Source organism: Alteromonas sp. 5E99-2 (assembly GCF_017368475.1).
In the GTDB taxonomy this organism is placed as follows: domain Bacteria; phylum Pseudomonadota; class Gammaproteobacteria; order Enterobacterales; family Alteromonadaceae; genus Alteromonas_F.
In genome coordinates, this window is sequence record NZ_JAFNJE010000001.1 from 134,021 (window position 1) to 158,326 (window position 24,306).

The 24,306-nt window shown below is 38.7% G+C and carries 22 protein-coding genes and 1 tRNA gene; 13 read left to right on the forward strand and 10 right to left on the reverse strand.

Features of this window, described 5'->3' with window-relative positions; genetic code table 11:
• Positions 1-12 precede the first annotated feature (12 nt).
• From J3L16_RS00630 to J3L16_RS00655, 6 genes are all read right to left on the reverse strand, one after another.
• The gene (locus J3L16_RS00630; protein WP_207610934.1) at positions 13-720 is read right to left on the reverse strand and encodes a DUF2884 family protein; all 708 of its coding nucleotides are present in this window, start codon (positions 718-720) and stop codon (positions 13-15) included.
• A 67-nt stretch (positions 721-787) separates the two neighbouring features.
• Positions 788-1,270: a hypothetical protein gene (locus J3L16_RS00635; protein WP_207610935.1), complete on the reverse strand. Its 483-nt coding sequence runs from the start codon at positions 1,268-1,270 to the stop codon at positions 788-790.
• A 2-nt stretch (positions 1,271-1,272) separates the two neighbouring features.
• Positions 1,273-2,271 carry a response regulator gene (locus J3L16_RS00640; RefSeq protein WP_207610936.1) on the reverse strand — a complete coding sequence of 333 codons (999 nt, stop codon included), beginning with the start codon at positions 2,269-2,271 and terminating at the stop codon, positions 1,273-1,275.
• Positions 2,272-2,498: 227 nt separating this feature from the next.
• Entirely contained in the window at positions 2,499-2,828 is a 330-nt protein-coding gene (locus J3L16_RS00645; RefSeq protein ID WP_207610937.1) for a hypothetical protein, read from the reverse strand.
• 150 nt (positions 2,829-2,978) lie between these two features.
• Entirely contained in the window at positions 2,979-3,236 is a 258-nt protein-coding gene (locus J3L16_RS00650; RefSeq protein WP_207610938.1) for a DUF3081 family protein, read from the reverse strand.
• A gap of 62 nt (positions 3,237-3,298) precedes the next feature.
• On the reverse strand, positions 3,299-3,883 hold the full coding sequence (locus J3L16_RS00655) for an outer membrane beta-barrel protein (RefSeq protein ID WP_207610939.1): 585 nt from the start codon (positions 3,881-3,883) through the stop codon (positions 3,299-3,301).
• Positions 3,884-4,169: 286 nt separating this feature from the next.
• Here J3L16_RS00655 and J3L16_RS00660 point away from each other — a divergent pair, with 286 nt between their 5' ends.
• From J3L16_RS00660 to J3L16_RS00715, 12 genes are all read left to right on the forward strand, one after another.
• A complete protein-coding gene (locus J3L16_RS00660; RefSeq protein WP_207610940.1) occupies positions 4,170-6,434 on the forward strand; it encodes an acyl-CoA dehydrogenase in 2,265 nt (754 codons plus the stop codon).
• A gap of 71 nt (positions 6,435-6,505) precedes the next feature.
• Positions 6,506-8,530 carry an EAL domain-containing protein gene (locus J3L16_RS00665; RefSeq protein WP_207610941.1) on the forward strand — a complete coding sequence of 675 codons (2,025 nt, stop codon included), beginning with the start codon at positions 6,506-6,508 and terminating at the stop codon, positions 8,528-8,530.
• Entirely contained in the window at positions 8,531-9,112 is a 582-nt protein-coding gene (locus J3L16_RS00670) for a thymidine kinase (protein WP_207610942.1), read from the forward strand.
• Between the two features lie 123 nt (positions 9,113-9,235).
• Positions 9,236-9,312: transfer RNA gene (locus tag J3L16_RS00675), tRNA-Ile, on the forward strand.
• A 613-nt stretch (positions 9,313-9,925) separates the two neighbouring features.
• Positions 9,926-10,777: a ubiquinol oxidase subunit II gene (cyoA, locus tag J3L16_RS00680; RefSeq protein ID WP_207610943.1), complete on the forward strand. Its 852-nt coding sequence runs from the start codon at positions 9,926-9,928 to the stop codon at positions 10,775-10,777.
• The gene (locus tag J3L16_RS00685) at positions 10,764-12,851 is read left to right on the forward strand and encodes a cbb3-type cytochrome c oxidase subunit I (RefSeq protein WP_207610944.1); all 2,088 of its coding nucleotides are present in this window, start codon (positions 10,764-10,766) and stop codon (positions 12,849-12,851) included. The genes cyoA and J3L16_RS00685 overlap by 14 nt, the downstream gene beginning before the upstream one ends.
• Before the next feature lie 85 nt (positions 12,852-12,936).
• Positions 12,937-13,551 (forward strand): cytochrome o ubiquinol oxidase subunit III, encoded by a 615-nt coding sequence (cyoC, locus tag J3L16_RS00690; protein ID WP_207610945.1) that lies wholly within the window; start codon positions 12,937-12,939, stop codon positions 13,549-13,551.
• On the forward strand, positions 13,551-13,886 hold the full coding sequence (gene cyoD, locus J3L16_RS00695; RefSeq protein WP_207610946.1) for a cytochrome o ubiquinol oxidase subunit IV: 336 nt from the start codon (positions 13,551-13,553) through the stop codon (positions 13,884-13,886). The genes cyoC and cyoD overlap by 1 nt, the downstream gene beginning before the upstream one ends.
• A 17-nt stretch (positions 13,887-13,903) precedes the next feature.
• On the forward strand, positions 13,904-14,782 hold the full coding sequence (gene cyoE / locus J3L16_RS00700; RefSeq protein WP_207611213.1) for a heme o synthase: 879 nt from the start codon (positions 13,904-13,906) through the stop codon (positions 14,780-14,782).
• Between the two features lie 10 nt (positions 14,783-14,792).
• Positions 14,793-15,416: an SCO family protein gene (locus J3L16_RS00705; RefSeq protein WP_207610947.1), complete on the forward strand. Its 624-nt coding sequence runs from the start codon at positions 14,793-14,795 to the stop codon at positions 15,414-15,416.
• A 38-nt stretch (positions 15,417-15,454) separates the two neighbouring features.
• On the forward strand, positions 15,455-15,955 hold the full coding sequence (locus tag J3L16_RS00710; protein ID WP_207610948.1) for a hypothetical protein: 501 nt from the start codon (positions 15,455-15,457) through the stop codon (positions 15,953-15,955).
• An 11-nt stretch (positions 15,956-15,966) separates the two neighbouring features.
• Positions 15,967-16,398, forward strand: a complete 432-nt coding sequence (locus J3L16_RS00715; protein WP_207610949.1) for a copper chaperone PCu(A)C — start codon at positions 15,967-15,969, stop codon at positions 16,396-16,398.
• Here J3L16_RS00715 and J3L16_RS00720 read toward each other — a convergent pair.
• Positions 16,395-16,808, reverse strand: coding sequence for a TlpA disulfide reductase family protein (locus J3L16_RS00720; protein WP_207610950.1), 414 nt, complete (start codon positions 16,806-16,808; stop codon positions 16,395-16,397). The two genes, J3L16_RS00715 and J3L16_RS00720, sit on opposite strands and share 4 nt — an antisense overlap.
• 151 nt (positions 16,809-16,959) lie before the next feature.
• Here J3L16_RS00720 and J3L16_RS00725 point away from each other — a divergent pair, with 151 nt between their 5' ends.
• Positions 16,960-17,397: a hypothetical protein gene (locus tag J3L16_RS00725; protein WP_207610951.1), complete on the forward strand. Its 438-nt coding sequence runs from the start codon at positions 16,960-16,962 to the stop codon at positions 17,395-17,397.
• On the opposite strand, the gene J3L16_RS00730 is transcribed toward J3L16_RS00725, so the two are convergent.
• The 3 genes from J3L16_RS00730 to J3L16_RS00740 all read right to left on the reverse strand — a co-directional run bounded on the left by J3L16_RS00730 (position 17,387) and on the right by J3L16_RS00740 (position 24,011).
• Entirely contained in the window at positions 17,387-18,490 is a 1,104-nt protein-coding gene (locus J3L16_RS00730) for a pyridoxal phosphate-dependent aminotransferase (RefSeq protein WP_207610952.1), read from the reverse strand. The two genes, J3L16_RS00725 and J3L16_RS00730, sit on opposite strands and share 11 nt — an antisense overlap.
• 26 nt (positions 18,491-18,516) lie before the next feature.
• Complete coding sequence (gene ovoA, locus J3L16_RS00735; RefSeq protein WP_207611214.1) at positions 18,517-20,637, reverse strand: 5-histidylcysteine sulfoxide synthase; 2,121 nt, start codon at positions 20,635-20,637, stop codon at positions 18,517-18,519.
• A 311-nt stretch (positions 20,638-20,948) separates the two neighbouring features.
• Positions 20,949-24,011, reverse strand: coding sequence for a TonB-dependent receptor (locus J3L16_RS00740; protein WP_207610953.1), 3,063 nt, complete (start codon positions 24,009-24,011; stop codon positions 20,949-20,951).
• Between the last annotated feature and the right edge of the window lie 295 nt (positions 24,012-24,306).

Consider the following 24,306-nt stretch of genomic DNA (forward strand, 5'->3'; position numbering starts at 1 on the left):
AACACACAAGTACTATCTAGCTTCAATCACATTTAATTTTTTTAATGCGGGAATTTCGTTTTGTAGCTTTGTCTCTATGCTATTTAATTCCTCAAGTTCTGCGCAGGTCGATTTAGCTCTTTTTTTGAGCATAAATTCATCTTCGTTACCTTCAGCTGAAACATTAAACGTACCGATAGCGGTCAATATAGCACTGACATTAGAAAACCCCGATGTAATTTGCTCTCTCAAACTCGCATCAACGCCTTCATTCATTTCTAGTTGACCAGGGTTTATAAAATAATACTCGCCATTAAAACCGTACTTCTCACGTACACTGTTCTTAACATTTTTCATCGCAGATTGTAATTGATTCAGCCCTTCGATATCACCTCCGACTAGGCCTGAGTATATTCGCGTAATATTATCAGTAATTAAGCCCAAACCATCCTTCGCAAGTAAGGTTATTTCAGGTGTAACCGCGGTCAACCCATTGGAATAGCGGAAAATTAAGCTTTGTTGGTTTGTAGTAAGATTAATTAATCTACCATCAGCAAACAGCTGCTTGGCTTGATTAATTTGATAACGAGTTCTAGATTCATCGAGTATACGAACAGTATCATTTCCTACGACGACTCCACGACGCAAGTCATAATCGCAGGAAAAGTCAGCACTAGCAGGAAAGCCAAGAAGCCCAGCTAAAAGCAAACTCCATTTAAATATTGCACGAGTTTTTTTCATATTGACAGTGTGACCAATCTATTCAGATCTGTCAGATATTAAGAGACCGACAACACAAAAAATGCGTTTAGCGCGCCTTAGCCTGATTTCTTTCAAACTGAATAACTTGTAACGATTCCAACTGTTTTTGACTACTAGCAACATCTGTCATGTCATATATCATCATACAAATATTTTCTACTTTTCCTGTCGCTGAGACTAATGGTGAAAGTGTAATATTTTGGTACATGAAAGGTTCAGCCCCAGTAATTGGCCGATAGTTCGGAAATTTAAACAAATAAGGTCGTTGTTCCCAAGTAATAAAAGTACGTGTTTTCAGTTCAAACACTGGCCGACATTTTTGTGCAAACCATTCCGCTTTAATATCAGGGTATAATGTAAACAAGGATTCTAAGCGCACGTCACTGGGTAGTCGGCCACTATGGCTTTCCATAAACCCGTTCCATACTTTAATTTTGAAATCTCGATCTAACACTACAATACCAACATCAACAGTTTGCAGCATATCCATCATCCAATGGAATTCGAGTAGTTCTTCTAATGAATCCATACCTAACACTCGTCGTCTAGTAGATGGGAGAGTTTGGAATTCATTGTTTCCATAGACTCTTCAGTGAATAATAGGATGAGATCACAATGTACATCAAATCCCTCTAAGCCATAACTTAATTCAATTGCCAGTGTTCTTTTCCAGGTTATCTTATTCGACTTAATAATTTCGGATACGCTTCTGTGCTGACCTAAAACAATAGGGTGGCCCTGCGAAAAGTGCAGATCCATCTGGCTACCAAGGCCTGTAAGACAGGTTCCAATAAGTATACTTGCAACATCCATTAACAATTCTAACTGTAGCTGGTCGTCAATCACACCGTCTATTTTTAAAATTTTTGCGACATCTTCAAAGCTACTGTCGCTTAAAATACAAAGCGCCTCGCCACTCACTCCAGCCCCAAGAAAACCTTGGCAAACTGCAGTCACTCGTTCATGCTCTTCAATGTCAGTTAGCATCATGTGCAACTCTGACGCTTCAATAAGGTTGACGTTAGGAATTGGTAAACGAACAAATACATCCATAATACGAGCAAGGTGATCTCCAGCTCTTCCCATGGCTACATTAGTAATTTCTTGATAACAGTCTCTAATTTCTGAAGCTAATACTGCTTCGTCTTGTTCAATATCTTTTTCCTGGGAGAGGATCCCATGCTTGTTTAAAACCTCATTCAAATTTCCAGCGTTCACCGGTTTTTGAATAAAATCAATAGCGCCTAATTTGCGAACACGTTCATTTGCTTCAGGTTGGATATCTCCTGAAATAACAATGGTTTTTACTGCAATACCTCGATCTTGAATAGCGGCTAAAGTTTCATAACCATCGAGTACTGGCATATTTAAATCAAGCAGTAAAAGCTGTCCCTTCCCGTCCTGAAGTAAATCTAATGCTTCTTGGCCATTTTTTGCAAAGTGCACTGCAACGTCCCAATCTTGAGGCAAACTTTTAGCAACTTGCTTTCTAGCAACCAGTGAGTCATCACAAACTAAAACAGAATACATGTAATTCGCAAACCTTTTTATTCTTCATAATTAACAATGAATATCGGTAAATTTAGTTTTTAAAAAAATGAAATTAAACTATTAATACAATGTAATTAAAGCTAGGGAAACCGGTTCTGTCAACGCAACTAAGAAATAATTATCGCAAAAAAGGAAAGGTATGAAAAAAGTAAAAAAAAGCAAAATGAGGGTTTCCCCTCATTTTTCATGCAACAAGTAAAACTTAGTTAAAAGGCACTGCCTTGGTGCATTCTAATAAACAATTGAGTGCCGACTTTACTGTAATCAATTTTGTATTCTTTACCATTTAAGGTTTGAATAAATACTAGTGTTTTTTCATCACCAAAGATATCTCCAGAAGTAATATCCACCAGTTCCATGTCTAACGCTTTTGCATCACGGCGATTTTCTGGAACAGAACCAGTGTATTCTTTAAGCCCTCTATGGGTGACAAGAACAGGAGGATATTCATCACCATTCATAATTAAAAGGTCTACTTTACGCATCTTATGAATTAGTGTGTTTCGTCCACTAACAAGGTATGGCTTTTCAGTCATTGACATCTCCAAACATGAAACTAAAAACTCAAAACAATTTATTTACTCATTTGAAGATAGCAAAAGATTTTAGTTTTTGCAGTATTGTAAAAAATAATGTTTAAATTTGTGTCAAATTAATCTGTTACGGAAAAATTAGTCTCCGAAATATTAACTATTTCTGTCGATGTAATGAAGCTTTTTTAAGAAATCAACAAAATCCGAATTTGAGGCATAGTCAAAATGGTAAGTATTATGGAAACCATAGCTCATACTAACTTTTGCATCTTTTAAGTACACAGTGTATCCGTCAAAATCAGAAAACGCGATTACGCCTTCAAAACTATGACCTTGACTGCTTTTATTACCTAAAGTAGTAATTTTTTCATACACCCGTAACAACATTTTAGCGTCGATATCATTTTTCATAATGAGTATTACTTTTGTAACAAACGTTTCATAGTAATACCCTTATATAGCATAAATAAGATCTAAAAATTGTACTTATAATTGACGAACAATGCTGTGGATGAATATTGATTGTCAGCAAGTATATATTCAATTTCAAACCTAAGCTCGTTTCTCAAGTCAAGATAGTAATCGTAACCTAACCCCAAAACTGCGCCAACGCTACCTTCATCAACACTACACAAACTAGATACTGTAGATAAGGAGCCAACATCACAGGACCCCGAAGTAGATATATTCGTTTGCCCTGAAAAATCAACGTAAGCCAAACCTACGCGATAAAACAATTCACCTTTTCTACTTACCGCTCTTCCAAGTAACGAAACAGAAAGCGCTTGCGCTGAATAACCTTCTTCAGATTCACTTCCTTCATCATCGACAATGCTTTGATACCCTAACTCGACCAGCCATTGTGGTGTTAGTTCATAACCTATAGCAAAGCGATATGCCACTCCACTTGAAGAGGTATTATCCACTTCGCCATCGGAAAAACCGACTCCAATTACACTATAAAAACGGTCCGACTTCACATCAAAAGGTTTATCTAACGCAAAAGCGTGTCCACACATTAAACAAGTAAATAAAAAAACTAAAAATTTGTGATTCATTGGAGCGCCCTTTAGATAGCATCATCTTTTTTCAAAAAGAAATATCTTTTATATTAGTATGCATTTAAGAATACTCTAATTTTCTTCATAGTCCATGAGACCGTAAAATCTGTGTCCCCATTTATGCGCCGACTCAGTTATAATTACCACTTTAAAAATTGACCTGCTTTCTATCCAAGACTATCGTTAGAGTATATTTTTTAATCAAAATAAAGAAAAAAATTGAACTTTCCTGTTTAAGAGGTATTCTTACCTCTTAACTGGTCAGATGAGCGGACATGTAAGCATGAGTATACGAACTAATCTTAAAAAAGTACTACCCCCTATTTCTGTTACCGAGCAAGAAGCTCTTGATGCTGGCGATATATGGATAGAGTCTTCAATTTATCAGGGTAAACCGGATATGCAGGTTCTTCGCTCAATCCCAAGTGCAAAGTTAAGCACAGAGGAACAAGAATTTATTGATGGTCCCGTTCAGCAATTAATGGAAATGATCAATGAATTTGAACTTGCCAATCAGAAGCACATACCTCAAGAAATATTAGACTTTCTTGGCAAAAATCGCTTCTTTTCAATGATTATTCCGAAAAAATTTGGCGGCTTAGCATTTAGCCCTTACGCCAACTCTACGGTTGTAGCCACAATAGCAACCAAGAGCGCAGCCCTTGCAGTGACAGTAATGGTACCTAACTCTCTTGGTCCTGGCGAGCTTCTAATGCACTATGGAACGGAAAAAGAACAGGATTATTGGTTACCTCGTTTGGCTGATGGTACAGACATTCCGTGTTTCGCATTGACAAGTCCTGAAGCCGGTTCTGATGCCGGTGCTATTCCAGATGCAGCAATAGTAACAAAAGGCATGTATGAGGGCGAAGAAGTTATAGGCTTAAGAGTCAGTTGGGATAAGCGGTATATTACCCTTGCGCCTATCGCTACGGTTTTGGGTTTAGCGTTTAAAGTGTTTGATCCTGACGGCCTGTTGGGGGATGAGAAAGAGCTGGGTATTACTTGTGCTTTACTACCTAAATCACATCCTGGTGTGGAGCTAGGCAATCGTCACGATCCTATGGGAACACGCTTTTATAATGGAACAACTCGAGGACAAGATGTATTTATCCCAATGGAATTCATAATTGGGGGCCAAAAGAATATAGGCAGAGGTTGGCAAATGTTAGTCAGTTGCCTAGGTGCTGGACGAGGTATTTCCTTACCAGCAATGGGTGTAGCCACCGCTCAATCTTCTTTTAAAAGCACTGCCGAGTACGCATTTATTCGCGAACAATTTGGGCTTCCCATCGGCCGTTTTGAAGGTATTCAAGAAAAACTAGCTGATATAGCAGGAAAAACATTTTTACTTGAAGCAATGAGAGTACTCACAACTGAAGGCCTAGGTATAGGATTAAAACCATCCGTAGTGACCGCAATAGCAAAATACCATATGACAGAACTAAGCCGAGACGTGCTCAATTCGGCCATGGACGTACAAGCGGGAAAAGCAATACAACGAGGCCCTCAAAATACGCTAGCAAGTGGTTACCAAGCACTTCCCATTGCAATTACCGTTGAAGGTGCAAATATATTAACTCGAAACTTGATGATTTTTGGTCAAGGAGCGATGCGCTGCCATCCTTATTTGAAAGAAATGGTTGATTTAATTCACAGTGAAGACAGTGATGCTGATACACAATTTAATAACGTCCTGAAGAAAACCGTTAAATTTAGCGTTAAAAATGGACTTCGCAGCGTAACAAACAGCTATTTATTTCCTTTACGCCATGCGCAAAGTACCTTACCTGAAGTTCAACCTTATGAGAAACGCGTTAATGCCCTGTCAGCAAAGTTAGCGCCTTTAGCTGATTTATCACTTGCCACACTAGGCGGAGATTTAAAGAAAGCGGAATTACTTTCAGCTCGTTTAGGTGATGTAATGAGTTATTTATATGGCGCTATGGCAGCAATACGCTTTTATGAACAGCGAATTGAAGATAGACAACAAGCCTTGCCTTATTTTCAATATGCTATGGAGTGGTCTTTACAACAAGCTGAACAAGCTATAGTTAATTTCATATCGAACTTCCCTAATTTCGCCGTTAAAGGATTGATGCGATTATTAACTAATACCTATACAAGAAGTGTATCTGGTATTAGTGATGATCTTATTCGTGAGTTATCTGCCGCAGCAATGCAAGACAATAGTGTAAAAGATCAACTCACTCACCTAGTGAAAAAAGTATCCGGTGATGGAAACGACATTAATGAACAAGCATTCAAAGCTAAACACGCTGTATTACCGCTATTAAGTAAAGTAAAAAAAGCATTGCGGAAAGAACCTGTAGTTCCTTATATTTCATTTGAAAATGCGTTATCAAAATTGGTTGATAAAGGTATTGTCTCAGACACGGAAGCTGAACAACTCAATGAGTACAACGAAAAACGTAAAATAGCCATTCGTGTAGATGAGTTTTCTTTCGATATGGAGCTGTTAAGTGCAGAAGAAACTGACCCAACTAAAAGGCAGCAAAAAAAAGAAAGTGAAAGAAACGCTGCATAAGTCGTTTTTTGTTGTATCTTTAAAGGTAACCAATAGCGTTACCTTTTTTTGGTTCAAGGAAATCTATACTTTTGATCAATTACATTAAACACCTCGATCAGGAGGCCATAGCTCGCCTTAGAGATGTCACCAATTTTCTATATCGATACGCAGGTATAGGTATCGTAATGATTTTTCTTTCGATAACTGTACACACGTTTGTTATTGCAAATGAAGTCCCTAATAATGAAAAAGTGACATTATGGGCGATAGTGGTTGGGATTCTAGCGATTAGAATTGTAGACTTAGGCTATTGGTATTTGTTTTTGCGTACAATTGATTACAACCCAACTTCGGCTTTTACCCGATTTTCACTTGGCCTACTATTTACATCCACAGGATGGGGTTTGTACTGCTATTTCTTGTTTTACAAACTTGATTTGGTCACCATCTCTTCCACATTAATAATTTCCTGTGCAATGGCATGTGCGGCCATTTCTTCTTTATCGTCAAGCAAACGACTATGTATGATTTATTCATCAATAGTTATTGTTCCCCTGTCTCTATTAGCATTAACAGGTGAACAATATGAATTATCAATACTCGGGATATTGGGCTTATGCTATTGGCTGGTAATCTTATTCATTGCTCATAAGAACTGCGATATCTTCGCAAGCACTATTCAACTAAAACAATCCAATTATCAACTAGTTCAAGAGTTACAATCAGAAAAAGAAGTAATATCAAAGATAAACAACGAGTTAAGTCGCTCCAATGAAGCCTTAGATCACGCAAATGCATCTTTAGAGTTAGAAGTCAGTAAACGCACTGCTGATATTCATCGATTATCCAACCGAGACCCTCTCACGGGGTTAATGAATCGCAAAGGTTTTCTTAGGTTGATCAACAAACAAATCAGCGCCTCTCAGCAAATGAACAATCGCTTTGCATTGTTATTTATTGATCTCGATGGATTTAAGCAAATTAACGACAGTCTGGGCCATCAGATTGGCGATGGTGTACTAGAAGAAATCGCAGAGCGCCTAACTAGGTATAGCGATATACAGAATTTAGGTCGATGGGGGGGAGATGAATTTGTCATGCTAGTACCCTATGCGAATACAGACACAGCCATTGCCGTTGCTCATGCAACTCGCAGTAGTATTGCACTACCGATGGAGGTTATGTCAAACCAAGTATCCCTTAATGCGACTATTGGTATCGCTCTTTTTCCAGACCATGCCACCGATGCACAAGAGCTCATTCAGCTTGCCGATTTAACCATGTATGACCAAAAGAAAAGTAAACCAGGTTCCTTCGGGTTGTTTAATGAAGCCTTGTACACAAAATTACAGCAAGATATTACGTATCGAGATGGGCTCAGAAATGCAATTACAAACAATGAGCTAACTTTGGTATACCAACCCCTTGTACACGCAGATGACCTAAGCGTATGGGGCTTCGAAGCCCTACTTCGTTGGACATTTAATGGCAAACCTGTTTACCCAGATAACTTTATTCCTCTAGCAGAAAAAACAGGCCTAATTATTGATATAGGTATGTGGGTATTACACAGAGCGTGTATAGATGCTGAACAGTGGTCATCAAAAACCCACACCGTATCGGTAAATGTATCAATTATTCAGCTCATGGACGATGGCTTCGTAAGTACATTGGACAATGTAATACAATCATCAGGCATTGATCCCAGTCGCCTACACTTAGAAATAACCGAATCTGTATTTGCTGATAACAAAAAGAAAATTCGCGCGCAAATAGAAGCAATAAAGCTACGTAAAGTCCAAATATCCATAGACGATTTTGGAACGGGTTTTTCTTCCTTAAGCCAGCTTCAATCTCTTAGTTTTGATCATATAAAAATTGATCGCGCTTTTGTACAAGGCTTAGAAGAAGGAAGTGACACTATTATCAGAGCAACACTCTTAATGGCTAAAGAGTTTAATTGCGTTACTGTTGCCGAAGGTATAGAAAGTCTTGCCGATGCAACTAAATTAAAATCTATGGGTGTTAATCTATTGCAGGGGTATTATTTTTCCAAACCCATGCCAAATAGTTTACTATCTGACTGGTTACAAAAACATCAAGATAGATATTAAATGGCACAGCTTTATTTTTACTACTCTGCAATGAATGCAGGAAAATCAACCTCCTTGTTGCAATCAGCTTACAATTATCAAGAAAGAGGTATGCATGCGGTTATAGTTACTGCAGCATTAGATAACCGTTTTGGTAAAGGCAAGGTAGCATCTAGAATTGGACTAGAAGCTGACGCAATTCTCTTCCACAAGACAACAGATTTATTCCAGCAGCTATCTGCAACTCATAACAAAAAGTTCGTTGATTGTGTTTTCATTGATGAAGCTCAGTTTCTTACAAAAGAACAGATCAAACAGCTCATAGATATTGTTGACGACTTGCATATTCCGGTTTTGGCATATGGGCTGCGAACTGATTTTCTAGGCGATACTTTTGAAGGAAGCCATTATTTATTGGCTTGGGCAGATAAGCTTGTGGAGCTAAAAACCGTATGTCATTGCGGTAGGAAAGCAAATTTTGTCACAAGATTAGATGAATCAGGTCAAGCCATTTGCCATGGGGACCAAATAGAAATAGGGGGTAACGATCGATACGAATCCGTCTGCAGGAAGCACTTTAAATCCTTAGTTTGGGCTAAATAAATCGTAAATTTCTTAGAAACCGGAATTATAATGATTAAAAAACCATCGAATAAACCCAGTATCGTTTTTTCAGGATGACAACAATTTAAAAAGTGCTTATACTGCGCACCGCATTTCCGAAATGGCCCTTTAGCTCAGTTGGTTAGAGCACCCGACTCATAATCGGTAGGTCCCCAGTTCAAGTCTGGGAGGGGCCACCATTTCGATTCAGCAAAGTGGTGCTTGAATAAATGTTTAGTTCTCATTTATTCCACGTCAACATTACCCTACAGCTCTACCCCATAAAAAGGCATAACGTTGTTTTGCGGTTTTCGACATTCAGACCTTGTTCTGAGACATTGCCCAACTATCTAAAACTCGTATCCTGTGATCGCAAAGTACAACACAGTAACCAGTTCATTTATTAGACAGTCCTTCGGTATATTTGATCTTAATCAAATTTCGTCTCGTAAAAAGAATGTAGCATTCAAATAAGGATTATGTATAAGCAATGAGCAGTGCGAAGAAATCATTAACTGTTGTTAGTGAATTTAACGACCGCTGTAGTAATTTACAAGATTTAGCAAGCCTATAAATTGTAAGTTAACGGTTGTAAAAGTCTCATTCCAAAAATATAATCCACTCGCTTATCCATCCCCCTCATATTTGTGTGGGAATTATGGTGACTGATAACTATAATAAAGAAATCACAATAAATTTAAGCACTCAACTAAGTTTTCATAATTGTACTAAGCTTGTATGAAATCTATGTGTTTATGTATAAAACGCCTAGTCCACTTGCGAAACTTGCTCTAGGATATTCTGAGGTTACAGATGAAGAAAAAACTGTTCCAATCTACGTTAATATTATCTTTGGTATTTATACTTAGTGGCTGTAAGCTAGCTCTATTCGATTCTAGCGGTGTCACAGGTAAAGAAATCGGCGATACTATTTTACTAACAATGGGCCTTATGCTTATTGTAGTTATTCCAACCTTGATTTTATCAGTTTGGGTTCCTTACAAATACCACGAAAGTAAAGCAGAAGATGACTACGACCCAGAATGGGAACATTCTACTAAAATAGAATTTTTTGCTTGGGGGATTCCAGTTTTAATTATTGTTGTTTTAGCAACAATAGCGTACTTAACGTCTTATTCACTTGATCCTCGAAAAGAACTTGTTTCGGATAAAGAACCTATTACCATTCAAGTTGTTGCTATGGATTGGAAGTGGTTATTTTTGTTCCCCGAAGAAAAGATCGCAACAGTTAACGAGGTTGCCTTCCCCGTAGATAGACCTGTTGAGTTCCTAATTACTTCTCAATCAACCATGAATTCCTTTTTTATTCCTAAGCTAGGCGGTCAAATTTATGCTATGGCAGGAATGGAAAACCGCATGAATATTATGGGGAATGAAATTGGCGAATATCGCGGCATTTCTGCCAACTATAGTGGCTTTGGATTTGCAGGCATGCGCTTTACAGCCAAAGTAACTTCAGAAGAAGATTTCCAGAATTGGATTGCTGACGTGAAAGCGTCAGGTCGAGTACTGACAGACGAAGAATATGACCGCTTGATCGAAAAGTCACGGGACCATGAAGTAGAGTATTTTTCGTCCATCGATCCATTGCAATTTAAAAATATAATCGAGTCGTTTGTTGGAGCCCAAAATGGTTCATACTGATTTAATCAAAGATCCTCATGTACTAACTGGTAAGTTACACTGGGGGGTGATTCCCTTCACGGACCCTGTTGTAGCACCCGTAATGTTTGCCGCCATATTCATTGGTATTGCCTTAGTCCTATTTGTCACCTACAAGAAACTGTGGGGATACTTATGGAGTGAATGGTTTACCTCAGTAGATCATAAAAAAATTGGCATAATGTACTGTATAGCTGCGTTAGTGATGTTAGTGCGAGGCTTCTCAGATGCCATATTGATGCGAACACACCAAGCTCTTTCGACATCGGATTCATTTGGGGCTGGGTACCTCCCCCCAGAGCACTATGACCAGATATTTACGGCTCATGGTGTGATCATGATTTTCTTCGTGGCTACGCCATTAATGATAGGGATCATGAATGTTGTTATGCCACTACAGATAGGCGCCCGGGACGTTGCCTTTCCGTTTCTTAATTCACTAAGTTTCTACTTATTCCTAGTAGGCGCTCTATTAGTCAATATTTCACTTTTTGTTGGTGAATTTGCGGCTGTTGGTTGGCTAGCCTATACCCCACTTTCGGGGATAGAATACAGCCCTGGGGTCGGGGTCGATTATTGGATATGGGCACTGCAAATATCAGGGATAGGAACGACATTAACAGCCGTTAACTTTATCGCTACAATCCTTAAAATGCGTGCACCTGGTATGACATTAATGAAAATGCCAGTCTTCACTTGGACAACCTTTTGCGCCAATGTTATTGCATTAATTATATTTCCAATATTAACCATTGCGATATTACAACTCACTTTAGACCGTTATTTGGATTTCAACTTTTTCACCAATGACGACGGTGGTAATCAAATGATGTGGGTTAACTTAGTATGGGCTTGGGGACATCCTGAAGTTTACTTCTTAGTATTACCAGCATTCGGAATGATAAGTGAGGTTACCGCTACCTTTTCAAGAAAAAAACTTTTTGGCTATGTATCCCTAGTTTGGGCAACAGTAGTAATTATGATCTTGTCGTTCCTCGTTTGGTTGCATCACTTCTTTACAATGGGATCAGGAGCTAGTGTTAACGCATTCTTTGGTATTATGACCATGATCATAGGAATACCAACAGGAGTGAAACTCTACAACTGGATATTCACTATGTACAAAGGCCGCGTTGAGTTAACTGCCTCAATGTGGTGGGTTATCGCTATGCTTATTACCTTTACCATAGGTGGTATGACAGGGGTCATGTTGTCGATTCCTGCTAATGACTTTGTATTACACAATAGTATGTTCGTACCTGCTCACTTCCACAATGTAATCATTGGTGGTGCAGTTTATGGTTACTTTGCGGGCTTTACTTACTGGTTCCCTAAAGCAACAGGTGCCAAACTTAACGAAACATTAGGTAAATGGTCTGTAGCATTATGGTTCTTTGGTTATTTCTTTGCTTGGGTACCGCTTTATTATACAGGCTTTGATGGGATGACTCGTCGTTTACAATATATCGACAACCCTGATTGGCAGTTAAGTATGTATGTTGCCTTAATTGGTGTAGCGCTTATTGCTGCTGGCGTTGCTATTCAAGTATTCAATATCGGATGGACGCTATACAAGCGCAACGATCCAGAGTATAGAGATGAGACAGGTGATCCTTGGGACGCACATACTTTAGAATGGTATACCACGTCGCCACCGCAATTTTATAACTTTGGTCAAGTACCTGTCATAAACGACAGAGATCCATTGCTTGATATGAAGCAGAAAGACGCAGCATACAAGCGTCCAGAGAAGTACGAACGTATTCATATGCCAAAAAACACATGGGCCGGCCCAGTATTGGGTCTACTAACACTTCCTATGGGATTTGGCTTTATCTGGCACATTTGGTGGATGGTTATTGTCTCTATCACAGCTATATTTGCATGCTGGATGAAGCTTAGTTTTGAGCGTGACAAAGATTACTATGTAGAAGTACCTGAAGTAGAAGATTTAGAAGATAAATTCTTAAAGAGTAATGAAAATAGAAGTTACTACTTTGAGAAAAATGCTAAATATTACAAAAAATGGAAACCTACAAAACGAACAGATGGTTAGTTTTGTTAAGTAATCAATAGAATGTATTTACGGCGCTGTTTGAACCAGCGCTATAAATTAGAATTTAAAATTTTGGATAGTATTTATGACAGAATTAACTAACGATCACGATATTCATGATGATCACCATCATCACGAGGCAGAGACCGCTGATCGGTATATGTTTGGTTTTTGGCTATACGTAATAACAGATTGCTTGTTGTTTAGTACTTTATTTGCAACATATGCAGTAATGAGTCAAAGCTTTGCGAATGGAGTAACTCCTCACGAGTTATTTAATTTAAAATTTGTCGCAGTTGAAACCGCACTCTTATTACTCAGTAGCTTTACATTTGGCATGGCTATGCTGGGCGCAAATAACAGTAACATGGCTAAGATGAAATTATGGCTAATGATTACTGCAGTATTGGGGCTTGGTTTCCTTAGTATGGAATTATACGAATTCGTGCATTTTAGTCACGAAGGTGCGATACCTCAAACAAGTGGATACTGGACTGCTTTCTATAGCTTAGTAGCAACTCACGGTATTCACGTGACTATTGGTTTAATTTGGATGCTTATTTTGTCTATCCACTTTAAACGTGATGGTTTTTCCAATGAGAATAGAATTAGACTATCTTGCTTAAGCTTATTTTGGCACTTCCTTGATATTATTTGGATTTGCGTTTTCAGTTTCGTATATTTAAGAGGTGCTATGTAATGTCATCATCTGAAACAGGCCACGGTGGTCAAGCTCACGGTAGTGTTAAAGAGTATGTAACAGGACTTATTTTATCTATCGTTTTAACCATTATTCCATTTTACTTGGTTATGTCTGGTGTCGGTAGCGATACCCTTACAGTTGTTGCTATTGTAGTAGCCGCTGTCGCTCAGGTACTTGTTCAAATGGTGTTTTTCCTTCATATGAACGGTTCATCAGAACAAACATGGGTGACCACAAGTGCAATATATACAATTTTTATTGTGCTATTTATATTAATTGGTTCTATGTGGATATTTGAACATCTGAATCACAATATGCTGATGGGACATTAACATTAATTGTGAAAAATATACTTAAAGATTATGTTTCTCTGACCAAGCCAGGCATAATCTTCGGAAACCTAATAGCCGCTGCCAGCGGCTTTTTCCTAGCTGCAAAGGGAAATATAGACTGGTTTGTCTTCATTATATTAATACTTAGCACCACATTTATTGTTGCTTGCGGTTGTATTATTAATAATTATGTCGATCGTGACATTGACCTGAAAATGCGAAGAACCAGAAATCGTGCACTAGCTCAAGGCCGTATCAATACAGCTTCAGCTTTGCTTTTTGCACTTATTCTTGGAATTGTTGGTTTTGTTTTACTGCATTACTATACAACGACTTATGCCGTATTGTTTGGCGCTATTGGAATTTTGGTGTACGTGGGCCTATACACTCTAAAATTCAAGCGCAATTCAGTATACGGTACCCTTGTCGGAAGCCTGTCTGGTGCCTGCCCTCCGGTAATGGGATATGTAAGCGTTAGCAACGGGTTTGACACAGGTGCAGCTTTACTTTTACTGATTTCTTGTTTCTGGCAAATTCCGCATTCTTACGCAATTGCTATTTGCCGCTTTGAAGATTACAAAGCAGCAAATATTCCTGTTCTCCCAGTAAAATACGGTGTTAAAGCATCAAAGCTCCATATGTATGTTTATATCATCGCATTTGTAATCTCATCATTATTACTTTTTACAGAAGGCTATGTCGGGATTGTGTATGCCTTGGTAATGACCTGTATGAGCGCTTACTGGTTATATTTAGTTAAAACCGAGAATCGCTTTGATAACGAGCAACTATGGGGTAGGAAACTGTTTGTTCTTTCCATCATTATCATCACTGTGTTCAGTGTTTTGATTTCCGTAGACTACGTACGCGATGAGCCAATTTTGTCAATCCAATAGGTTACTTATTATGAACGAGTCCAAATTTGCAAAGCTATCTATTTTATTAGCACTTTTCTTATCCATTGGGATTGTTGTTTTTTATTTAACGACTTCGACTCAGCCAATTGGTCAAAAATATCGACCCATTAGTGAGTTGGGAGGCCCTTTCACATTAGAAACCAAACAGGGCAAACTTTCGTTATCAGATATAGAAGGTAAAGTTGGTGTACTTTATTTTGGTTTTCTAAGTTGTACAGAAGCCTGCCCAGCGTCCATCGGTGTTGTTCAAGCAGCCTATAAGCAACTCACAAAAGAAGAGCGAAATAACGTACAGTTTCTATTTATCAGTGTTGATCCAGAACGTGATTCGCTGAATGATTTGTATGATTTTGGCGAATACTACAATAACGACCTTGTAGCGCTTACAGGCACTCAAGAAGAAATTGACAAGGTAACATCAGATTATGGTGTGTTTTTTGAATTAGCAGATTTAGAAGGCTCTGCGCTTGATTACACAGTAGACCATTCATCACGATTTTACATGATAGACAAATCAGGCGATCTGTTTACTACCATGAGTCATAGTACAACTCCTACTGAATTAGCTGCTCGAATTAAACAATTGATGAATACTAACACTACATCGTCGTAGTTTTAGTTTCTTATCCACTTTACTATATGGAATTTATTATGTTTTCGTTTAATCGTATTTGCTGTGCCGCTATCGCTTTTTCTTTGTCTTTTGCAGTCAACGCAGAAACGTCGATGGAAAAAATTGTAGAAGAACACAATATACAACTGTGTAAGCTACCTCTACTTGCGATAGCCAATGAGGTTATTGGCGAAAATTCACATAGACTACACGTTGACCAGCCCAAAAATCATGCAGACAAATACCCCTTCACTGTTGTAGGTATAATCTCCTACAACGACCAAGATGCACAAATTCAGTTTAACGCATCGCCTATGGTTAATGGAGAGTGTGAAGTGTCATACCAAGAGGCTTTTGCTCTACCGGAAACCTGCATAGATGTACGTGAGCAAGTTTTCAAAAAGTGGGAATATGTTGGCAAACTAAGTAAAGACAGTTTTTTCTTGCGACACAAAGAACGTTTCACTAAAAACGCAACATTAACAAATATAAAATCAGGTTCTGAGTGTTTAGTCACTCGACGTCACAGCGGTATTTAAAAGGTCACTTTATGAAAAAATTTCTATTTCTTTTAGCTATTCTAATTTCTCCTTTCGCTTTTTCAGCACAACTAGAAATAAGCAACAGTAAAGTCAGAGCAAATATCCCTGGTAGCGATAATACAGCTGGGTATATGGTTGCAGCGAACTTTACAAAAGACGACATTAGTATCATCGGTGTGGAATCGGATATTGCAGAATTTACTGAACTTCATAGCCACACTATGAAAGGCGACAGAATGATTATGCGACACGTTAAAAAAGTCGATATTGATGCAGGAGAAACAGCCTATTTTGCACCTAACAAATATCATATTATGTTCATTAATCTGAAAAGCAGAGCAAAACACGGTGAATCAGCGAAAGTTACTTTTCATTATAACGATGGTACGTCACAAACAGTTGCATTCGATATCATAGATCCAAAAGAGATTAGTGGCTAATCCATTTCTTCAAGTAGGTTATGAATGTCTTCTTGTGTAATTTTTCCTTTTATAACATGCATAATGTCGCCATTTGGACCAAGAAGATAAGTAGTCGGCAACACAGTCGGTAGTGATAGTGGTAGAGACGCCAAGGACGACGTCTTCAAAAGAGGGAATTTTATATTGTAATTTATGACTAAAGCATTGATCTCTTCATCTGACAGACGATCATAACTCACTCCAAAAACCCGTAAATTTTCGTTCTTTGCAATTTCATTTAATTCAGGGATTTCTTCCAAACAAGGCTTGCACCACTCTGCAAAATAATTAACCAAGGTTAATTTTTCACTTTTAAGTGTATAGGATTCACCCGAAATTGTTTCAAATGACGTCGTTTTGTATAAAGAAATCAGTACGATTAACGTCATGATCAATAATGACGCACATACACTCGATTTAATTACTAAGGACTTCTTATTTTCCCGCATGTTAGTCTTAACCCCCTTTTGGATACAGGTAAAAACATGAGTTGCTTTAACGCAAAAATAGCACCCCATAGTTTACTTAATATAATACACCATGAATAAGTCTTTTATTGTCGAACTTGTCTTAATTATCTTGAGTATTATGCTGTTCACGGCTTTGTCGACAACGCTTCCGACCAGTGTAAACCTAGGCTGGCTCATGGTCTATTTTGCACTGACGTTACTCATCCACGGATTCTTTCGAGATATGTATCTGCTCTACAAACAAAAAACGTCAGTAGACGATAACGCACCTATTGCAATGCGTTGTATGTGTTTAGAGTCTTCCATTGGCTTACCCACGGTGTTTTTAGGTATAGGCTTAGCATATTGCTTTTCAAGTTGGTCAATCACCCTCACGGCGCTTGAGTGGACAATACTATTTAGTTTGACCTTGTTATTCGGGTTTGCAATTAAAGACCTGATTATTACCTTTAAACCTCTGGGAATCCGCAAAGAAAAAAACCATGGCAATATCATTTTTAAATGGTAAAAATTGCCTCGTACAAAGAGTCAGCATTACGCTTACCTAGTGTAAGGCGAAAGCCTTGTTGATCAGTTAGAAATGCAGGGCTTGGCATAGTAAAGATACCTTTGTCTTTCAGTAAGTTATGACAAAACGTTTCGGCGCTTTCAGATGCTTCTTTGCACTGTACAAATAAAGTCGCAGAGGCTTTTGACATAACAGCATGAAAACCTTCGTTGTTTGTAAGCCATTTTGAAACTAAGGCTTTGTTGCGATGAATAATCTCATTATTCCGCTGCCAAATAAGATGGCTAGCGGGCAATAGTTTCTCGGTAACAGCGGCATCTAAACTGCTCTGGCAAATGGATATTTGCGACTTAACATTAAGACATTGTTGGATTAGTTGTGGATTTTTAGTCGCAAGCCACCCTAGTCTAATTCCAGGCAATGCCATAGATTTAGACATCACCCCCATAGAAATACCTTTGTAGTAATGCTCAGCCACAGCAGGAAGGCGAGTATTGTCATGCTCTAAGCCACGAAACACTTCATCTGAAAACAACCAACAATCATTTTCACGACATAGCTCAATCAGCCTATTTAGCTCAGAGTCACTAATTGTTGCACCGGTAGGGTTATGAGGGAAGTTAATCACCAACAGCTTTGTCTTTACTGTCACTGCTTGTAATAGTTTATCCCAAGGAATAGACCAGTTATCCGCTGCATCTAATGCCAGTTGCTTAACCTGTGCGCCCGCATCTGCAAATACGCTCACTAAAGGTTGGAAACAAGGGGTAAACGTAACGACTTCATCACCAGCTTCGATTAAGCTGTTGGCAATCAAGAATATGCCTTCTTGCGCTCCAGACGTTAACGCTATATTACCAACATCAAGAGATGGGTAATACGAACTGCACAACGCCTGACGAACACCTAAATGGCCTTGTGTACTTTCATAACCAAGGGAAACATCTCTCAACACCTGCTGAAATTCCAGCTCTGTTAAGGTTTGCAGTTCTTGCCATGAAAAAGGCTCTGGATTACTACTGTGCATATTAATTGCGCCAGTAGTATTCCAATCTTGCCCATAAAAGGCCATTTTAAACGGTGTGAATTTCACAGCTTTACATTATCCCTATTTGGTATTTAAGAATGTTTCTTCCAAATGGTTAATTGCGCTACAGTATGCTGATGTTTTCGAGCTGTTTCACGGATCACGAAAGGCACATCTTGCGGTTCAGTAACCAAAGTGAAATGGCTTTTTAATTCGTCGGTTAATGCATCAAGGGTAGTGTAGTTTTCACCATTTACCTTAACTCCACCTAACCAGTTTTCTTTATCAGTAAACTCTTCTAACCAAGTATACGGAGACGTAATCACCAAATATCCACCAGCATTAATGCGCTCTTTTATGCTTTCTAAAAACAGTTTTGGCTGGTACAAACGGTCAATCAAGTTACCTGCAAAAATCAGATCATAATTATCATACTTAGATTTTAAGTTGCAGGCGTCGCCTTGGCTAAATTCAATATTGTGAACTTTATCACCTAAACCTAGAGCACTAAGTTCAAATGTTCTCGGCTCAGACAGCTCTCCTTGGATTGGGATCATGTATTTCACTTCGCCATGCTCAACTAGGTTAATCGCATTGCGAATAAAACGGGTTGAAAAATCTAATCCGTCAACGTGCTCAAAGTAATTTGCCAATTCAAAGGAACTGCGACCAACCGCACAACCAAGATCTAACGCTCGTTTATTCTGAGACAAATCGATATGAGGGATCAAGGCATTGATACATGCTTTTGGGAAGTTAGGCACGCCAAAATATTCGCTGCCATAATGAAACTCTAAATATTGCGCGATTAAATCGTCAGTTTCATAAGTATTAAAAGTTTGATCCACGTGTTGCTCCGATTCTATGTATCTAAAACCAGCATGCTGAAAGAAATGCCTACGAAATGCGTACCTTGAATCAATATGCGCTTCGTTTCCGGTGCTAATCCAGCTGCCGCCTTTTATTAAATTATGTTTTCCATCAAATGTAGGGACCGAAAAATCATCATATGCAGGATGTACTTTAAACCCGCTAAAACCATCAATGGCCGTTTCGGTCCATTGCCATACATTGCCAACAACGTCACCTAACTCATCTTTACCAAATATAAACTGGTCCACCGGAGCTGAAGATGCAGCATAGGCTAAATCAATATTGCCTGGGGCTTTTTGCCAACTGGGGTATTCATCAGTGCCTTCCATTCCATGTTCATACAAACGGTACCATTCTGCTTCCGTTGGTAAACGTATGGCCTTGCCATTACGCGCAGATAACCAATTACAAAATGCTTTTGCTTCAAGGTAGTTTACATCTACAGGCCAACTCCAAGGCATAGGTATTTCTTCGGTCATACAGCGATACAACCAGTCATTACCACTTTTTAACCAAAACACAGGATGTACCGCGTTTTTATATTGACACCACTGCCAACCTTCGTCGGTCCACCATTGCTGATCTAGGTATCCACCATCTTCAACAAAAGCTTTAAATTCGTGATTAGATACCAAAAACTGACTTGCTTTGAACTCACTTACCTTCGTCGATAGAGCTCCGTACTCATTATCCCAACCATAGGTATTACCGCTAGCCGCCCTTCCCTGCTCAACGACACCAGCGTCAATAGTGATCATCTTATTCGATACTATAGGGTTGTCAGTTAAAAACCGCGGCCAATCTGATTGCGGTTGAACATAATTTATGTCCATTTGGCGTATTAGCACACTAGATGTCTCTAAATGAATACGCTCATGCTCTATGCCCATTAAAATAATCCAAAACGGATCTCGCCATTGAATGGGTAAGGTTAAATTAATGGTATCAATAAGATTCAATACAAGAGATTTAACTTTATCGCGATAAGCTTGTACCACGCTAACACTGGGCCAATTGTAATTCGCATCGTTTAAATCGTCCCATGACATTTCATCAACGCCAATCGCCATCATTGACTCAATATCAAAACTGACATTATCTTCAATGATTTTTGCTACTCGTAGCTTGTTCACAAAGAAAACTGCAGTGTGGGCATAATAAAAAATAAGAGGATGACGAAGAGATTCAGGCTTTAAATAATACGCCTCTTCGTTTTTTAAACAGGTAAACAAACTTTCGTATGTTTCGTAAGTACTAATGAAGTGCGCTTTAATTTCTTCGCGTTTGGCGTCAACGTCACCTTTATCAATAAAAGGCGTCTTAGAAATCGTTGGTAACATTGGTGACTCTGGGTTGATGTTCCGAATTGTACTCATAATATACTTATCTTGATGTGAACAGGAATGCGTTACTTTTTTAAAGTATAACGCCTTTATCTACTTATTGATAGGTAAGGTTAAGGAATTGTTATTTTATAAGTTATACGCTGAGATTATATAAGAGAGGGCAAGTAAAACTATCAAAATTTGTAAACAAAAAGCTACTCTCTTCAATACCAAATTATTCTTAATATTGAAAAAGAGTAGCTTTATAGAAAGGTGCACCCAATACAGCTCTGTTAAAGTAACTGCTTTGGGTACTAGACCTTGAATTAAATTGTAAAGTTTAACCCTACAAAGTAGAAACGACCTCTAGGACCAGCAGGCCTTGAAAGCGTTGCTATAAAAGGGTCTTCTTCAAACGCGTTGTTTACACCACCATATATTTCAACTGTTTTACTGTAGTTATACGAAACAGAAAAATCATGAACAAAAGCAGTTCCTGTATTTGCTATACTAATGAAGTCGGGATTATTAGCAATATCATCATTCTCAAGACCTGGAAGTAATTGGTTGTCTTCAAAACGTCCAGACCAACCAAATACAAAGTCGCCTACCGAATAATCAATATTAAAATTCATAATCCATTCAGGGTTATTGAATGTCCCTAGTACATCTGTAACCGCTTCTGGCGCAGACACGTCTCTTACTTCATCGTTTTTAATAAAGCGAGTGCCGTTCAACGACAAATCAACTTTGTTGCCTTTAGCAATTTCAAAACCATAGCTAGCACTAAAGTCAACACCAGAAACACTTACTGCTGCTAAATTAATGAATCCCGATTGGAAATCAGTAATAAAGCCATCTGTCGCGTCTCGTTGAATTGCATCACAGAACACGTTATCGATTGTTGGCGCATCTACACAATTTTGCGCAATATCAAAGCCATCAAGACTATCAATTAGGCCATCGATATCAATTTCGTAATAATCAAGGCTAATGGATAATCCTTCGAAGAACCCGCCTAATTCAGATTGAGGAGCCCACGCAATACCCACAGTTAACGTTTCCGCTTCTTCAGGATTCAAATCTGGGTTACCTCCAGTCGTACCAGGTACAAATGCAGACAAGAAATTAGTCGAATCATAGGTTCCGTCAGCAACTGTATTACCTATTAATGCAATACAGTTTGCTTCTCTGAACTCACTACCAGCTTCAATGAAGTTTTGATTACAAGGGTCATCTGATGCACCTAAAGTAGCCAAAAACGTTGGCGCAAATGCTTCATTAATATTAGGCACGCGCACCGCTTCAGAATACGTGCTTTTCACTGTCAAAGTGTCTATTGGAGACCATAAGAAACCATAGCTGTATGTATCAAATGAACCATAAGGGTCGTAATCTGAAATACGATACGCTGCACGTATATCTAATTTCTCTGCGAACGGTTTTCCACTTAAAATAGGAATGTCGACTTCAGCAAAAAATTCCGAAACATCATATTCACCATTGGAAGGATTAGTAGGCCCAGCTTGCGAATCTTGGGTTTCAAACGTAAATCCTGCTGCTGAGAAATTACCAGGAGTAAAAGAACTTGACTCTTTGCGGTACTCATACCCCACCGCAAAGTTAACAGCGCCCGCAGGTAATTCAAACAAATCGCTTGAATCGCCAGAAATGGCTGCTAAGAAATTTCTTTGTTCAATGTCAGTGCGCTCAGTTTCAGACTGAAAAATAAATGCGGCACCTTCAGCACTAATTGAATTCTCGCCAAAAATACTAATCGGTACACACTGTCCGTCGCCAGCATCAAATGTAGTAAAAGCAAAATTCTCGTTTGCAACAGGGAATGGAGACGATGGGGGTGTAGCACTAGAGTCTATATCAGAACGACACACTGTATTCCCAGTTACTGGGTCAACAACAGCATCAATAGCAGCAAAGTACCTGTCTTCTAATCGTTCATTAGAAGTGGTGTCTGCATCAGTACGGCCGTAGTTGTAAAACACTTCGAAATCTAAAGATGTACCCGGAATATAACCTTCAAACCCAGTGACGACCCTAAAAGTTCTTCGTTCTGCCAGTGGATTTGAGCGAGCAGTAATGTCTAATACATCTCTGGACACCACCAAGTTAACATCGACACCTTCTGCAACTAAGCCGTCTATTTGGTTAGCTAATTCATCTGGAATAAACGGGTTGTCTAACAAAATAGGAATATCATCGTTAAAACCGTTGACCTGGTTAGTTTCTTGAGTATCGCTAGTAACATATTTTGCATCAACAAATACGTTTACGAAATCAGCGAGCTCATAACTACCGGATGTTTGAAATAAAAGGCGTTTGGTGTCAGGTAAAATTAGCTCTAAATCAGGCTCCGTCGCTACACCATCACCACCACTTGCAGCAAAGGCGTCAACAAAGACATCACCAGGATTAAACGCCCTTAAGCCATCTTCAGCAAAAAACTGACATGTGGGAACACCGGCTGAACCAAGGGCAACACCGCACCCCGTTGCACCACCTGAAGAAAACACATCACCAAATGCACTCCCGCTTAACGAAATTACACCACCAGCACTAGAAATAGGTAACCTTTCATCAGGTACAAATGTATTTGCAAAACGAGAGTCAACACCAAAGGCATTTTGTGTTGCTTCATTATTAGTAACTTGTCCGAGTAATCCCGAGCCAGCAAAACTTCTATCACGTGCAAAAACGGGGCTAGTTTGTTGGTATTCTACTGCGAAAACCAGATCGCCTTTATTCGATGCGATACCATTTGCTACTGATATAAAGAATTCATTTGCATCCCCGTCATCAGTTACGCCTGTTTGCGTGCGAACTTCAATACCATCAAACGATTTACCATCGCGAATATTAAAGTTAACCACGCCTGATACAGCATCAGCGCCATAAATCGCCGACGCACCACCAGTTAGTATTTCTACATTTTTTAATAACGCTGTCGATATTGTATTAACATCTACCGATGCCGTACCCTCAATACCTGAAATATGACGACGGCCATTTTCCACTACCAGAGTACGTTCTTCGCCTAAGTTTCTTAGGTTCAACAAACTCGCACCTAAAGGTGAACCATTAAAAGCAGAGAAAGATCCAGGAAGTGAACCTTGAAGCTGTGGAGATTCCCTTAACAAGGCGCCAATATCAATTTGTCCTGACAACTGAATATCTTCACCACCAATAACAAAAACTGGGCTGGTTGTATCTAATGCGCTGTCTCTCGAAATACGAGAGCCTGTCACTGATATCTTTTCTACGACGGTTTCATCTAAATTATCTTGAGCCCAACTAGGTGCAGAAGATAGAGCTAATGCAACAGCACATGCCAGTGACGTAGTATTAACCACTTTGTTGTGTAACGTTTTCATTTGTGTCTCCGAAAATCATTATTATAATTATGTTTATTGCTTATACATTTAAGAATGAATAAAAAGTGAATACTGCAAGCATAAATCATGCATAAATCAAACCATGCCAAATATTTATGCAAAATGTCACTAGGATAAGCTCCATCAGTCATTTTTATTCACTAAAAAACATATGAAACTCATAAAAGTAGAGTTACATTGTCTAATAATTGCATCATTTAAGTGCAACTAAAGTGTAATTAAGTTGTCTAATCTTAGTTATGTTGTTTCAATATTAGCATTTTTTACAAATAAT

Coding starts and splice junctions, on each gene's coding strand:
- J3L16_RS00630 (WP_207610934.1), bottom strand. CDS start 720: ATGAAAAAAACTCGTGCAATATTTAAATGGAGTTTGCTTTTAGCTGGG.
- J3L16_RS00635 (WP_207610935.1), bottom strand. CDS start 1,270: ATGGATTCATTAGAAGAACTACTCGAATTCCATTGGATGATGGATATG.
- J3L16_RS00640 (WP_207610936.1), bottom strand. CDS start 2,271: ATGTATTCTGTTTTAGTTTGTGATGACTCACTGGTTGCTAGAAAGCAA.
- J3L16_RS00645 (WP_207610937.1), bottom strand. CDS start 2,828: ATGACTGAAAAGCCATACCTTGTTAGTGGACGAAACACACTAATTCAT.
- J3L16_RS00650 (WP_207610938.1), bottom strand. CDS start 3,236: ATGAAAAATGATATCGACGCTAAAATGTTGTTACGGGTGTATGAAAAA.
- J3L16_RS00655 (WP_207610939.1), bottom strand. CDS start 3,883: ATGAATCACAAATTTTTAGTTTTTTTATTTACTTGTTTAATGTGTGGA.
- J3L16_RS00660 (WP_207610940.1), top strand. CDS start 4,170: ATGAGTATACGAACTAATCTTAAAAAAGTACTACCCCCTATTTCTGTT.
- J3L16_RS00670 (WP_207610942.1), top strand. CDS start 8,531: ATGGCACAGCTTTATTTTTACTACTCTGCAATGAATGCAGGAAAATCA.
- cyoA (WP_207610943.1), top strand. CDS start 9,926: ATGAAGAAAAAACTGTTCCAATCTACGTTAATATTATCTTTGGTATTT.
- J3L16_RS00685 (WP_207610944.1), top strand. CDS start 10,764: ATGGTTCATACTGATTTAATCAAAGATCCTCATGTACTAACTGGTAAG.
- cyoC (WP_207610945.1), top strand. CDS start 12,937: ATGACAGAATTAACTAACGATCACGATATTCATGATGATCACCATCAT.
- cyoD (WP_207610946.1), top strand. CDS start 13,551: ATGTCATCATCTGAAACAGGCCACGGTGGTCAAGCTCACGGTAGTGTT.
- J3L16_RS00705 (WP_207610947.1), top strand. CDS start 14,793: ATGAACGAGTCCAAATTTGCAAAGCTATCTATTTTATTAGCACTTTTC.
- J3L16_RS00710 (WP_207610948.1), top strand. CDS start 15,455: ATGTTTTCGTTTAATCGTATTTGCTGTGCCGCTATCGCTTTTTCTTTG.
- J3L16_RS00715 (WP_207610949.1), top strand. CDS start 15,967: ATGAAAAAATTTCTATTTCTTTTAGCTATTCTAATTTCTCCTTTCGCT.
- J3L16_RS00720 (WP_207610950.1), bottom strand. CDS start 16,808: ATGACGTTAATCGTACTGATTTCTTTATACAAAACGACGTCATTTGAA.
- J3L16_RS00725 (WP_207610951.1), top strand. CDS start 16,960: ATGAATAAGTCTTTTATTGTCGAACTTGTCTTAATTATCTTGAGTATT.
- ovoA (WP_207611214.1), bottom strand. CDS start 20,637: ATGTTACCAACGATTTCTAAGACGCCTTTTATTGATAAAGGTGACGTT.
- J3L16_RS00740 (WP_207610953.1), bottom strand. CDS start 24,011: ATGAAAACGTTACACAACAAAGTGGTTAATACTACGTCACTGGCATGT.